Here is an 11,931-nt window from a genome sequence, read left to right on the forward strand (position 1 = left end):
TTTCCCTATCGAACGATCAGTGCAGAGAAGGCTTGGCGGCCGGTTCAACCGTCTTGTTGGTCTCGGTAAACAGCAGCAGCGGGGCGACCCGCAGGTATTCCATCACTTCCATGTAGTCGCTTTCGCCGTCGTCGGACTCTTCCAGTGCGTCCTGGACCTGGGCGATCGCCGCAAGGTCCTGCAACACTTCCGTGGCCTCGGCGCTCAGGGCGCTGCTGTCACGGGAGTTCAGGCCAAAGCCGGTGAGGAAACCCTGGCACCATTGACCCAGGGCCGCGGCGCGCTCGGCCAGCGGAGCGTCGTCGGTGGGCAGCAGCAGAACGACGGTCATGTCGTCGCTGGTCAGCTCGCCCTTGACCATTTCCTGCAGGCCGATCAAGGCGTTGCGAACATTGTCCTGCGGCTCGCCTTCGAGCAGTTCGGCGGCGTCGATCAGCCAGCCGTCGACCTCGAAGCCGGCGCCGGCGCAGCTGCGACCCAGCAACAGGCCATGCAATTCGGCAGGCGAGACAGGGTGACCGCTGCTGCTGAGCAGGGTGGCGAAGGCGTTGTACGGGGAATTCTGAATGGGCATGGGTAGCTAGGCGCCAAGCGGCGCAATGTCTAGAATGGAGGCCTTGTATCCTAGCATCGGCAGACGCGCCAAGACCATCGAGGCCGTCAACTCGTTTGCCCGGGCAGTTGCCACTCATCAGACAAATCCAGTGGGATCCAATGGAAGACACCGATCTGCAAGCGCTGATGGCTAGACTCGAACTGCTAATTGGCCGGGTCGAGCAACTAAAGAGTCAAAACGCACTCTTATTAGCTCAGGAAAAGACTTGGCGCGAGGAACGCGCGCACCTCATTGAAAAAAACGAAATCGCCCGGCGTAAGGTCGAATCGATGATTTCGCGCCTCAAGGCCCTGGAGCAAGACTCATGAGTTCAAGCAATAGCGTTACCGTGCAGATCCTCGACAAAGAGTATTCGATCATCTGCCCCCAGGAAGAACGTAGCAATCTGGTGAGCGCCGCCCGGTACCTGGATGGCAAGATGCGTGAGATCCGCAGCAGCGGCAAAGTCATTGGCGCCGATCGTATCGCCGTGATGGCCGCCCTCAACATTACCCACGATCTGCTGCACAAGCAGGACCGCCCTGACGTGCAAGCCAGCGGTTCGACCCGCGAACAGGTGCGCGATCTGCTCGAGCGCGTGGATCTGGTGCTTGCCACCGACACCGATACAACCAAGGCTGATTCCTGAGGGTGGTTGCGGTATAATCCCCACCACTCCCTGGGGTGCTTGCCAGTTGGCGATGTCCCTGAGCCGATTCGCACTACCCTGGAAGTTGCACGTTGGGCCGGTGTGCATGTCCGCTAGACGGAAAGCCTTAACGCCTACTGCATCTTCCGCCTTGAACTTTCGGGTTCAAGGGCTAAGTCGACAGCGGTTCATCCGGGGAGCCTGAATTCAATACCAATGCCAGCTATGCAAATAGCTGGCATTGTTTTTTTCGGCTCCGTTTTTTTTCAGTTCAGGGTTATTTGATACGCTGTCCTGCCGTACCCCACCCGGACCCGAGCGACCATGACCGAACCGGCGCCGCTTTCCCGCCCGCAACTTCGACGCATACTGCGCAAAGCCCGCCGCGCCCTCACCGCCAGCGAACAACGCCAGGCCTCTCGTGGGCTGTATCGGCAACTGGCGCAGCATCCGCTGTTCCGCCGCGCCAGGCACATCTCCCTTTACCTGCCCATGGACGGTGAAATCGATCCGCGCCCGCTGCTGCTGGCCGCGCAACGCCGGGGCAAGGCGACCTATCTGCCGGTGCTCAGCGCCTGGCCCCAGACCAAGATGGTGTTTCAGCGCGTTCGCCCCGGGGAAAAACTGCGCCCCAACCGCTTCCGCATTCCCGAGCCACGGAGAAGCCTGGCCCGGCAACGCAAGGTCTGGGCGCTGGACCTGGTGCTGTTGCCGCTGGTCGGCTTCGATGAGGCGGGTGGACGCCTGGGAATGGGCGGTGGTTTCTATGATCGCAGCCTGGCCTATCTGGCATGGCGCAAAAGCTGGCGCAAGCCGACGCTGCTGGGGCTGGCCCATGAATGTCAGAAAGTCGCGAAACTGGATCAGGCGAGCTGGGATGTACCGCTGCAAGGAACGGTGACGGACAAGAAATGGTATTTCGCGAAATAGGCGCCACCACAAGAGAGCGGCGCCCTGGAAGGGATCAACGTTTGTAAGGCTGCTGCTGTTGCGCGAGTTCGACCGGAGCGTCGGTCTTGTTGGCCCACAAGCTCTGCGCATAACCGGTTGTCACCACGCCCAAACCGAACAAAATAACCAAAATCCATAGTAAATCCGGTTTGCGTTGCATCGATTGCCCCCCTCAGGCAAATCACACACGATGACAGCAACGGTTTCCATAACAGGCCGTGCAGCAGCGTCAAGCTTAAAATCCCGGCATTCTGCGATAACGTGAACCGACACGCAAATGCTGACGTCAACCGACTGTCGGTTTGTCATAAAATTGCCCGACAACTTGCCCACGTCCCTCTGGAGAGCAAAGAAAATGGCCTATTGGCTGATGAAATCCGAACCGGAAGAACTCTCGATCGAGGGCCTGGCACTCAAGAAACAGGCGCGCTGGGACGGCGTGCGCAACTACCAGGCGCGAAACTTCCTGCGCAACATGGCGCTGGGTGACCAGTTCTTCTTTTATCACTCCAGCTGCCCCGAGCCGGGCATTGCCGGGATCGGCCAGATCATCGAGGCCGCCTACCCGGATCCGACCGCCCTGGAACCGGAAAACCCACACTTCGATCCCAAGGCCAGCGCCGAGAAAAACGCCTGGAGCGCCGTCGACGTCGCCCATGTCGAAACCTTCCCCAAGGTGCTGCGCCTGGATTATCTGAAGCAGCAAAGCGCCCTCGCCGAGCTGCCCCTGGTGCAGAAAGGCAGCCGGCTGTCCGTGATGCCGGTGACCGCCGAACAGTGGGCGGCAGTACTCGCGTTGCGCTGAACAGGCCGCCAGCGCTACTCAGGCAGGCATCCCGCGCACAACGTACTAGGCTTGCCCGTTCATTTGACGGACATCAAGTCGCCTAACGGCTTGAGCCGCCAGACTAGAATGCTATAGCCGCAGGGATACACCCAATGCCGACGAATCACCGCTCCTCCCGTCTTTTTGCCTTCGCCTTGCTGGCATTGCTGCTGATCGCGGGCGGTTTTGGTTATTGGAAATCCACCCTGGACCGCCTGCCCGAAGGCCTGAGCATGGGCAACGGCCGGCTTGAAGCCACCGAAGTGCAGATCGCCAGCAAGACGCCCGGACGCCTGGCCGAAGTGCTGGTCGACGAAGGCGACAAAGTATCCAAGGACCAACTGCTGGCCCGCATGGACACCCGCACCCTGGAAGCCCAGCGCGCCCAGGCCGAGGCCGATGTGGTGCGCACCCGGGAAAACCTCGCGGCGGCCGAAGCCAACGTGCAGCTGCGCCAGAGCGAACTGCTGCTGGCCAACCAGGAACTCAAGCGCTCCCGGGAACTGTTCAAGCGTGGTTTCGCCAGCCAGCAGATCATCGACCAGCAGCAGGCGCGCCTGAACACTGGCAACGCCGCCGTCCAGGCAGCCCAGGCCCAGGTCGCCGCGGTGCGCGCTGCCATTGGCTCGGCCAAGGCGCTGGTCGCCCAACTGACCAGCGAGATCGACGACAGCAGCCTGCGCGCGCCCATCGACGGCATCATCCAGCTGCGCCTGGCCGAACCGGGCGAGGTGCTGGGCGCCGGCGGCCGGGTGTTGCTGCTGATCGACCCGAGCGACCAGTACATGAACCTCTACCTGTCCGCTTCGGTGACCGGCCGCCTGGCCGTCGGCAGCGAGGCGCGGATCCTGCTCGACGCCCTGCCCGATCAACCGCTGCCGGCGAAAATCAGCTTTGTCGCGGCCAAGTCCCAGTTCACCCCCAAGGAAGTGGAAACCCGCGATGAGCGCCAAAAACTGGTGTTCCGCGTCAAGCTGCGGCTGACCGAACCCAGCGCCGTTCCGCAGGCCAAGCCGGGCATGCCCGGCGCCGGCTACGTGCGCACCGCGACCGTGGACTGGCCGGCCAATCTGCAATGAACGAGCTGGCGCTGCAGGCCACCGGCATCAATCACCGTTATGGCTCGCAACAGGCCCTGGCCGACCTCACCTTCAGCCTGCCCGCCGGCACCCGCTGCGGGCTGATCGGCCCGGATGGCGCCGGCAAGTCGAGCCTGCTGGGCTTGATCGCTGGGGTGAAGAAGCTGCAGCAGGGCCAACTGCAAGTGCTCGGCGGCTCCATCGAGCAACGTCGCCATCGCAACAGCCTGTACGCACGGATCGCCTTCATGCCCCAGGGCCTGGGCGGCAACCTGTATCCCGAGCTGTCGATCCAAGAAAACATCCGCTTCTTCGCCACCCTGTTCGGCCTGTCGAAAAGCGAATGCGAACAGCGCATGCACAACCTGTTGCTGGCCACCGACCTGCTGCGCTTCGCCGAACGGCCCGCGGGCAAGCTGTCCGGTGGGATGAAGCAGAAGCTCGGGCTGTGCTGCGCGCTGATCCATGAGCCGGACCTGCTGATCCTTGACGAGCCCACCACCGGTGTCGACCCGCTGTCGCGGCGGCGCTTCTGGGAACTGGTGGACGAGGTTCGCCGCCAGCGCCCGCAACTGACGCTGCTGGTGGCCACCGCCTATATGGAGGAAGCCGAACAGTTCGAGCACTGCCTGATGCTCGACCGCGGCCGGCTGATTGCCCAGGGCTTGAGCCGGGAACTGGCCATCGTCACGCCCAGTGGCAAGCTCGACGATGCCTTCACCCACTTTCAGGGCGACAGCGGGCATGACAACCAGCCGCTGGTGATCCCGCCAAGAACCACAGACAACCAGCAAATCGCCATCGAGGCCCATGAGCTGACCTTGCGTTTCGGCGACTTCACCGCCGTGAACAAGGTCAGCTTTGCCATTGGCCGGGGCGAGATTTTCGGCTTCCTCGGTTCCAACGGCTGCGGCAAGACCACCACCATGAAGGTCCTGACCGGGCTGATGCCGGCCACCGAGGGCAGCGCCAAACTGCTGGGCAACCCGGTGGACGCCAAGGACCTGGCCACCCGCAAGCGCGTGGGCTTCATGTCCCAGAGCTTTTCGCTGTACGGCGAACTCAGCGTGCGCCAGAACCTGGTGCTGCACGCCCGGCTGTTCGACCTGCACAAGGCCGAGAGCGGCCCGCGGATCGAAGACCTGATCCGCCGTTTCGCCCTCCAGGAGATTGCCGAACAACCCTCCGGCGCCCTGCCCCTGGGCTTGCGCCAGCGCCTGTCCCTGGCGGTGGCGGTGCTGCACCGTCCGGAAGTGTTGATCCTCGACGAGCCGACCTCGGGCGTCGACCCGGCGGCCCGCGATGACTTCTGGCGCCTGTTGATCGAGCTGTCGCGGGAGCAGGGGGTGACGATCTTTCTGTCCACCCACTTCATGAACGAAGCCCAGCGCTGCGACCGCATCTCGCTGATGCACGCCGGCCAGGTGCTGGCTTGCGATACGCCGGCCGCCCTGCAGCAACAGTTCGCCGGCGAAACCCTGGAAGCCGCTTTTGTCCGCTGCCTGGAAGACGCCCAGGGCACGTCGGAACCACCGCCCCCAGCCACGGAACAGCCCGAGGTCGCCAGCGCCATGCACAGTGACGGTCGGCGCTTCAGCCTGTCGCGCCTGATCGCCGTGGCCACCCGCGAAGGCAAGGAGCTGATGCGCGACCGGGTACGCCTGAGCTTCGCCTTGCTCGGGGCGCTGTTCATGATGGTGATCTTTGGCTACGGCATTTCCCTGGACGTGGAAAACCTCGCCTTCGCCGTCTACGACCAGGACCAGACGCCGCAAAGCCGCGCCTACCTGGAAGCCTTCCGCAGCTCCCGCTACTTCAAGGAGCAGAAGCCGATCCGTGACGCCGCCGAGCTGCACCGGCGCCTGCAACGCTCGGAGATCAAGCTGGCCCTGGAGATTCCTCCCGGCTTCGGCCGCGACCTGTACGCCGGGCGCCAGCCCGCGGTGGCCGCCTGGCTCGACGGCGGCATGCCATTTCGCGCCGAGACCAGTCGCAACTATGTCGAGGCGGTGCATCAGGCCAATATCGAATTGCTCGCCGAACACAGCAGCCCGGCCCTGGGGCGACCGCCCGCGGCCCGCCTGGAAACGCGCTTTCGCTACAACCAGGACGTGGTCAGCGTGAATGCCATCGGCCCCGGGGTGATGGCGCTGATCCTGGCGTTCATCCCGGCGATGCTCACGGCGCTGGGCATCGTGCGCGAGAAGGAGCTGGGCTCGATCACCAACTTCTACGCCACGCCGCTCAAGCGCCTGGAGTTTCTCCTGGGCAAGCAGGCGCCTTACCTGGGCCTGAGCCTGATCAACCTGGCGCTGCTGGTGGCCATGAACCGCTGGCTGTTCGGCGTACCCTTCAAGGGCAGTGGCCTGACCCTGGCCTTCGGCGGCCTGCTCTATGTGCTGGCCACCACCAGCCTGGGCCTGTTGATTTCCGCCTTCACCCGCACCCAGATCGCGGCGATCCTCGGCACCATGATCATCACCAGCCTGCCGACCATCCAGTTTTCCGGGCTGATCGTGCCGCGCTCGTCGCTGGACGGCGCCGCGGCGCTGATGGGGCAACTGTTCCCCGCCGGTTACTTCCTCGACATTGCCGTCGGCACCTTCACCAAGGCCCTGGACCTGCGCCAGCTGTGGCCACAGTGTCTGGCGCTGTTCGGGTTCTTCCTCGGGTTCACCGGGCTGAGCCTGGCGATGCTGAAAAAGCAGGAGGCTTGATGCACCGGTTCAACCACATCCTGCGCCTGGGCCTCAAGGAGCTCACCAGCCTGCGACATGACAGCGTGTTGCTGCTATTCCTGCTGTACGCCTTCACCGTGGCCATCTACATGCCCGCGGCCGGGTCGGTGATCGGCGTGCACAACGCCAGCGTCGCGCTGGTGGACGAAGACCACAGCCATCTCTCGCGCCAGCTGGCCGAGGCCCTGCAACCCCCGGAATTCCAGAACCCGGAGCCGTTGCCCTACGACCAGTTGGACCAGGTCATGGACAGCGGCCAGTTCACCTTCGTCATCAATGTGCCGGCCAACTTCCAGAACGACCTGCTGGCCGGGCGCCAACCCAGCGTGCAAGTGAATGTCGACGCCACCGCCATGAGCCAGGCCTTCATGGGCGCCGGTTATATCGGGCGGATTTTCCAGCGTGAACTGTTGAACTACAGCCAGGCCGACCCGGCGAGCAGGATGCCGGCCCAACTGACCAGTCGCGCGCTGTTCAACACCAATCTGCAGGGCGGCTGGTTTCTGGCGGTGATCCAGATCGTCAACAACATCACCATCCTGGCCATTATCCTGACCGGTACGGCGCTGCTGCGCGAGCGCGAGCACGGCACCCTAGACCATCTGCTGGTGCTGCCGCTGACCGCCCTGGAAATCATGCTGGCGAAGATCTGGAGCAACATGCTGGTGGTGGTGCTCTGCACCTGGGTGTCACTGGAGGTGATTGTCAAAGGCGTGCTGGGCGTACCGCTGGCCGGTTCGCTGGGGCTGTTCCTCGCGGTGACCGCGCTTTACCTGTTCGCCAGCACCGCGCTGGGGATCTTTCTCGCCACGCTGGCGCGTTCGACCCCGCAATTCGGCTTGCTGGCGATTCCGGTGATCATCCCGATGTTGCTGCTGTCGGGCGGCAGCACCCCGTTGGACAGCATGCCTCAGTGGCTGCAATGGGTGATGCAGGGCTCGCCGTCGACGCACTTCGTCAGCCTCAGCGCCGCGATCCTGTTTCGCGATGCCGGCATCAGGGTGGTCTGGCCAGACCTGCTGGCCCTGGCGGTGATCGGCCTGCTGTTCTTTGGCATTGCCCTGGCGAGGTTTCGCAGGAGCCTGGCGTCCTGAGCGACTGGTAGGAGCGAAGCTTGCTCGCGATCAGCCGTCAGGCTGGAATTTGGCGGGGTCCGCGATATCGCTATCGCGGGCAAGCCTCGCTCCTACGGATCCAGCGTTACTGGATGATCAGGTTGTTGAACAGCAGGTCTTCCACCACCGGCTTGCCGGTTTCGTCGTTCATCACCTGCTGGGTCTGCTTCAGGGCTTCCTGGCGCAGCTTTTCCTTGGCTTCGACGTTGTTCATGGTTTCCGTGGTCTGCTGGGCGAACAGCGCCACCAGCTGGTTGCGGATCAACGGCTCGTTGGCCCTCACCGCCTGGGCGGCGGCATCGCCGGTCACCCGCAGGGCGACGTCAGCCTTGTAGACCTTGAGCTTGGGGCCGCCATCCAGGCCGTAGTTACCCACGAACGGCGGGTTCAGGCTGATGTAACTGACTTTCGGTGCTTCGCCCTCTTTAGCTTCCTCGGCCATGGCTGCCATGGGCAGAGACAGGGCCAGCATCAACATGATCCACGCTTTCACAATTCGCTCCTTATCCGGTAGGCGGTCTAGCATAAAGGCCCCTCTGCCTGAGCCCAAGCACAAAGCTTATGGCTGGTTATCAGGCCGGGGCATGCTCGTTGACCGCGTTATTCACCCACCTACACTTATCGGCCATCACTCCCAAAGGAATAGCCCTGATGAAAGCCGTGCTGTGCAAAGCCTTCGGCCCCGCCGAAACGCTGGTGCTGGAAGACGTCGCGAGTCCTGTACCGAAGAAGAACGAAATCCTGCTGCAGGTGCACGCAGCCGGGGTGAACTTCCCGGACACGCTGATCATCGAGGGCAAATACCAGTTCAAGCCGCCCTTCCCGTTCTCGCCCGGTGGCGAGGCCGCGGGAGTGGTCGGCGCTGTAGGGGAGAAGGTGAGCCACCTCAAGGTCGGCGACCGGGTCATGGCGCTGACCGGCTGGGGCAGCTTCGCCGAGGAAGTGGCGGTGCCGGGCTACAACGTCCTGCCGATTCCAGCGTCGATGGACTTCAATACCGCTGCCGCCTTCAGCATGACCTACGGCACCTCGATGCATGCCCTCAAGCAGCGCGGCAACCTGCAACCGGGTGAAACCCTGCTGGTGCTCGGCGCTTCCGGCGGTGTCGGCCTGGCGGCGGTGGAAATCGGCAAGGCCATGGGCGCCCGGGTCATCGCCGCCGCCAGCAGCGCCGAGAAACTCGCGGTGGCCAAGGCCGCCGGCGCCGATGAGTTGATCAACTACAGCGAAACCAGCCTGAAGGACGAGGTCAAGCGCCTGACCGACGGCCAGGGCGCCGACGTGATCTACGACCCGGTCGGCGGCGACCTGTTCGACCAGGCCATCCGCTCCATCGCCTGGAACGGCCGGCTGCTGGTGGTGGGTTTTGCCAGCGGACGCATTCCCGAGCTGCCGGTCAACCTGGCGCTGCTCAAGGGCGCCGCGGTGGTGGGTGTGTTCTGGGGTTCGTTCGCCCAGCGCCAGCCCCAGGACAACGCGGCGAACTTCCAGCAGTTGTTCGGCTGGTTCGCAGAAGGCAAGTTGAAACCGCTGGTCTCGCAGGTCTATCCGCTGAGCAACGCCGCCAGCGCCATCAACGATCTTGGCCAGCGCAAGGCGGTGGGCAAGGTGGTGGTCCAGGTTCGCTGAAGCCCCTGCGCTCTACCGGAGCCTGCTCGCGATAACCGGATGAACCTGTTTATCGTGAGCAAGCTCTTCTCCCACCCGCCGCAGCCGCCGGCACCAGAAACGCCCCCTACTTGTCTTTAAGCGACATGTTCGTAAAAGAACATGCAAATGCTCCTGTGTTGCGTGCTCCCAGATAAGATGCAGTGCTATTTTCGGTAACGAAACTGTAACATTCGCATCCGCAGTCAAAACAAGAAATTTGGAGCTCTTGAATGTTTGCTTTCTTTCGACCTGCCGCACACCAGGCGCCCCTGCCTGACGAAAAAATAGACAGCACCTACCGCCGCCTGCGCTGGCAGATCTTCGCCGGGATCTTCATCGGCTACGCCGGCTACTACCTGCTGCGCAAGAACTTCTCCCTGGCCATGCCGTACCTGATCGAAGAGGGTTACACCCGCGGTCAGCTGGGCCTGGCCATGTCGGCGATCGCCATCGCCTACGGCCTGTCCAAGTTCCTCATGGGCCTGGTGTCCGACCGCTCCAACCCGCGCTACTTCCTGCCCTTCGGCCTGCTGGTGTCGGCCGGGGTGATGTTCATTTTCGGTTTCGCACCCTGGGCCACATCCAGCGTGACCATGATGTTCATCCTGCTGTTCATCAACGGTTGGGCCCAGGGCATGGGCTGGCCGCCAAGCGGGCGGACCATGGTGCACTGGTGGTCGCAGAAGGAACGCGGCGGCGTGGTTTCGGTATGGAACGTTGCGCACAACGTCGGCGGCGGCCTGATCGGCCCGCTGTTCCTGCTCGGCATGGGCTGGTTCAACGACTGGCACGCGGCGTTCTACGTCCCGGCCGCCGTGGCCTTGATGGTGGCGCTGTTCGCCTTCGTCACCATGCGCGACACCCCGCAATCGGTCGGCCTGCCGCCAATCGAGAAATACAAGAACGACTACCCGGAAGGCTACGACGCCAGCCACGAAGAAGAATTCAGCGCCAAGGAAATCTTCGTCAAATACGTGCTGCGCAACAAAATGCTCTGGTACATCGCCATGGCCAACGTCTTCGTCTACCTGCTGCGCTACGGTGTACTGGACTGGGCGCCGACCTACCTCAAGGAAGCCAAGCACTTCACCGTGGATAAAACCTCATGGGCGTACTTCTTCTACGAGTGGGCGGGGATTCCGGGCACCCTGCTATGCGGCTGGATGTCGGACAAGATCTTCCGTGGCAACCGTGGCCTGACCGGCATGGTGTTCATGGCGCTGGTGACCGTGGCGACCCTGGTGTACTGGCTGAACCCGGCCGGCAACCCGACCATCGACATGATCGCGCTGTTCTCCATCGGCTTCCTGATCTACGGCCCGGTGATGCTGATCGGCCTGCAGGCCCTGGAACTGGCGCCGAAGAAAGCCGCCGGCACCGCCGCGGGCTTTACCGGGCTGTTCGGCTACCTGGGTGGCTCGGTCGCGGCCAGCGCGGCGATGGGCTACACCGTGGACCACTTCGGCTGGGACGGCGGTTTTGTCCTGCTGGTAGGCGCCTGCCTGCTGTCGATGGCCTTCCTGGCCCCGACCCTGTGGCACAAACAGGTCGCCAGCCAGAGCCGCGAAGCCATTGCCTAGTGGGTTGCTGACTTACAGCGCTTGAGCCGCGCCTCCAGATTACGGTCTGGCATGGCGTGGCTACGCAGGGCGTGCACGGTCTGCTCGACATAATCGCGAGTGGTGCCGTAGCGCCCGCAGGCGCTTTCAAATACCTGGCTCAGCACATGGTCCGGCAGGTTGCCGGCATAGCTGGGCAGGTGTCGCTCCAGAACGAACCCCAGGGCCTGAACCCGGCTACCGTCTTCGAGACGGCAGTTGAGCCAGTGCGGGCGATAGGACGGGTACGGCATCTCGCGCTGCCACAGCGCATACAGCGAGGTTTCCAGCTGTTCTTCCGGCAAGCGGTAGGCGAAGCCGCTGCAGGAACCGCCACGATCCAGGCCAAAGACCAGCCCCGGCTTCTCCGGCGTGCCACGGTGTTCATGGGACCACAGGTATAAACCGCGATGGTAGCCATGCACCCGCCCGCGCATGCGCTCGACCGCCGAACATTCGGGGCGCCAGATCAGCGAACCGTAGGCAAACAACCAGACCGGCCCGCCCTTGTGGCGTGCCATGGTGGACTGCATCGAGCTGAGGAGCTGTTCGTGGGTGAGCTGCGGCCCCAGGTCGAGCCGCGGAGGGTAAGCCAGATTCAAAAAACTGGATTCAATGGCTGTCATGGCGAATAGCGTTCGGCTCCCCGCGTATAATGAATTACTTAATAGAACGCACGGCTGTAACTCCAAGACACATATGTTTCAAGTGTTTCAAGGCAAGTTAAGTG

13 protein-coding genes and 1 other RNA gene are annotated in these 11,931 nt (G+C 63.1%); 10 read left to right on the forward strand and 4 right to left on the reverse strand.

Annotated elements, in window-relative coordinates:
• Positions 1–16 precede the first annotated feature (16 nt).
• The gene (locus PVZ78_RS19525) at positions 17–574 is read right to left on the reverse strand and encodes a YecA/YgfB family protein (RefSeq protein WP_009051406.1); all 558 of its coding nucleotides are present in this window, start codon (positions 572–574) and stop codon (positions 17–19) included.
• Between the two features lie 140 nt (positions 575–714).
• Here PVZ78_RS19525 and PVZ78_RS19530 point away from each other — a divergent pair, with 140 nt between their 5' ends.
• The 4 genes from PVZ78_RS19530 (at position 715) to PVZ78_RS19545 (ending at position 2,174) form a co-directional block, all read left to right on the forward strand.
• Positions 715–924 (forward strand): TIGR02449 family protein, encoded by a 210-nt coding sequence (locus tag PVZ78_RS19530; RefSeq protein ID WP_007911197.1) that lies wholly within the window; start codon positions 715–717, stop codon positions 922–924.
• Positions 921–1,244 carry a cell division protein ZapA gene (locus PVZ78_RS19535; RefSeq protein WP_007926742.1) on the forward strand — a complete coding sequence of 108 codons (324 nt, stop codon included), beginning with the start codon at positions 921–923 and terminating at the stop codon, positions 1,242–1,244. The genes PVZ78_RS19530 and PVZ78_RS19535 overlap by 4 nt, the downstream gene beginning before the upstream one ends.
• A 24-nt stretch (positions 1,245–1,268) precedes the next feature.
• A non-coding RNA gene (gene ssrS / locus PVZ78_RS19540) (6S RNA) lies at positions 1,269–1,447 on the forward strand.
• 121 nt (positions 1,448–1,568) lie between these two features.
• On the forward strand, positions 1,569–2,174 hold the full coding sequence (locus PVZ78_RS19545; RefSeq protein WP_273829097.1) for a 5-formyltetrahydrofolate cyclo-ligase: 606 nt from the start codon (positions 1,569–1,571) through the stop codon (positions 2,172–2,174).
• Positions 2,175–2,208: 34 nt separating this feature from the next.
• On the opposite strand, the gene PVZ78_RS19550 is transcribed toward PVZ78_RS19545, so the two are convergent.
• Positions 2,209–2,355 carry a hypothetical protein gene (locus PVZ78_RS19550; protein ID WP_007926740.1) on the reverse strand — a complete coding sequence of 49 codons (147 nt, stop codon included), beginning with the start codon at positions 2,353–2,355 and terminating at the stop codon, positions 2,209–2,211.
• 195 nt (positions 2,356–2,550) lie between these two features.
• Between PVZ78_RS19550 and PVZ78_RS19555 the strand changes: the two genes are divergently transcribed.
• The 4 genes from PVZ78_RS19555 (at position 2,551) to PVZ78_RS19570 (ending at position 7,932) form a co-directional block, all read left to right on the forward strand.
• Complete coding sequence (locus tag PVZ78_RS19555) at positions 2,551–3,000, forward strand: EVE domain-containing protein (protein WP_009051408.1); 450 nt, start codon at positions 2,551–2,553, stop codon at positions 2,998–3,000.
• Positions 3,001–3,134: 134 nt separating this feature from the next.
• Complete coding sequence (locus PVZ78_RS19560) at positions 3,135–4,100, forward strand: HlyD family secretion protein (protein WP_009051409.1); 966 nt, start codon at positions 3,135–3,137, stop codon at positions 4,098–4,100.
• Positions 4,097–6,817: a ribosome-associated ATPase/putative transporter RbbA gene (rbbA, locus tag PVZ78_RS19565; RefSeq protein WP_273829098.1), complete on the forward strand. Its 2,721-nt coding sequence runs from the start codon at positions 4,097–4,099 to the stop codon at positions 6,815–6,817. Before PVZ78_RS19560 ends, rbbA begins: the two co-directional genes overlap by 4 nt.
• A complete protein-coding gene (locus PVZ78_RS19570) occupies positions 6,817–7,932 on the forward strand; it encodes an ABC transporter permease (protein WP_124302247.1) in 1,116 nt (371 codons plus the stop codon). The genes rbbA and PVZ78_RS19570 overlap by 1 nt, the downstream gene beginning before the upstream one ends.
• 106 nt (positions 7,933–8,038) lie before the next feature.
• Here PVZ78_RS19570 and PVZ78_RS19575 read toward each other — a convergent pair whose 3' ends face one another.
• On the reverse strand, positions 8,039–8,446 hold the full coding sequence (locus tag PVZ78_RS19575) for a flagellar basal body-associated protein FliL (protein ID WP_009051412.1): 408 nt from the start codon (positions 8,444–8,446) through the stop codon (positions 8,039–8,041).
• A gap of 158 nt (positions 8,447–8,604) precedes the next feature.
• Between PVZ78_RS19575 and PVZ78_RS19580 the strand changes: the two genes are divergently transcribed.
• Both PVZ78_RS19580 and glpT read left to right on the forward strand, forming a co-directional pair.
• Complete coding sequence (locus PVZ78_RS19580) at positions 8,605–9,582, forward strand: NADPH:quinone oxidoreductase family protein (protein ID WP_028683683.1); 978 nt, start codon at positions 8,605–8,607, stop codon at positions 9,580–9,582.
• 251 nt (positions 9,583–9,833) lie between these two features.
• Positions 9,834–11,183 (forward strand): glycerol-3-phosphate transporter, encoded by a 1,350-nt coding sequence (gene glpT / locus PVZ78_RS19585; protein WP_007926732.1) that lies wholly within the window; start codon positions 9,834–9,836, stop codon positions 11,181–11,183.
• On the opposite strand, the gene PVZ78_RS19590 is transcribed toward glpT, so the two are convergent.
• A complete protein-coding gene (locus PVZ78_RS19590) occupies positions 11,180–11,827 on the reverse strand; it encodes a gamma-glutamylcyclotransferase (RefSeq protein ID WP_009051415.1) in 648 nt (215 codons plus the stop codon). The genes glpT and PVZ78_RS19590 overlap by 4 nt on opposite strands.
• Positions 11,828–11,931: the final 104 nt, after the last annotated feature.

Origin of the sequence: Pseudomonas sp. SBT1-2 (assembly GCF_028640875.1) — a bacterium.
Taxonomy (GTDB): Bacteria; Pseudomonadota; Gammaproteobacteria; order Pseudomonadales; family Pseudomonadaceae; genus Aquipseudomonas; species Aquipseudomonas chlororaphis_I.